The sequence below is a fragment of the Methylobacterium sp. WL116 genome, assembly GCF_008039455.1.
Classification (GTDB): domain Bacteria; phylum Pseudomonadota; class Alphaproteobacteria; order Rhizobiales; family Beijerinckiaceae; genus Methylobacterium.
Map to the genome: position 1 here is coordinate 1 of NZ_VRUV01001016.1, position 735 is coordinate 735.

1 protein-coding gene and 1 pseudogene are annotated in these 735 nt (G+C 76.5%); one reads left to right on the forward strand and one right to left on the reverse strand.

Annotation, left to right across the window (positions count from 1 at the left end):
- Positions 1 to 340, reverse strand: a pseudogene (locus FV223_RS29140) (thioesterase); the annotation flags it as partial.
- Between FV223_RS29140 and FV223_RS29145 the strand changes: the two are divergent.
- On the forward strand, positions 324 to 735 hold a 412-nt coding region (locus FV223_RS29145; protein ID WP_348644839.1), incomplete at its 3' end, for an alpha/beta fold hydrolase. The pseudogene FV223_RS29140 and the gene FV223_RS29145 sit on opposite strands and share 17 nt — an antisense overlap.

The window sequence follows — 735 nt, forward strand, 5'->3', positions numbered from 1 at the left end:
GAACGCGGGCCATCCGCGTCGCCTGCCGGCCCCAGCCGGAATGCGCGCTGAGGCCGGCGGCGATGAACAGGACCGTCGGCGCCCCCGTCGACGGGCCGGTCGGCCGGGTGTGGATGCCGAACAGCCCCGGCCCGAACCGGGCCGCCTCCTCCCGCCAGCCGTCTCCGGCAAGATGGGCGGGCGCCGCGACGGCGCGCGCCGAATTCGGCCGGGGCAGGGCGCCTGCGGTCGCGAAGGCGACCACCTCGGCGAAGGCCGCCTCGGGTGCCTCCGAGAACAGCGGGTTGCCGACGAGCTGGGCGAGGCCGGGCGGCGCCTCGCCGATGTTCTCGGCCGACACCCTCGACGATTTCCGTCACGCCCTGGACCACCTCGAGGCGCAGGGCGCGAGCCGGGTCGTCCTCGTCGGCAATTGCAGCGGCGCCTACGCGGCGTTCCAGGCGGCGTGGCGCGACCACCGGGTCGCGGGCGCGCTGCTGGCCAACCTCTACTGCTTCGACTGGCACCCGGACGACGACGTCGACGCCGTCGTGCGCCGGACGGTGGGAAGCGCGGCGACCTATGCCGCCCTGCTCCGGCGCGGCAGCACGTGGCGCCGCCTGCTCAAGGGCGAGGTCGGCGTCCGGGCGATCGGCAGCGTGCTCCTGCGCCGCGGCCTGTGCATGGCCGAACGCCGGTGGAAGGCGCTGTTCCGTCCGGCGCCCGAGGGCGGCAGCGTCGCGCGCCGGATCGCGG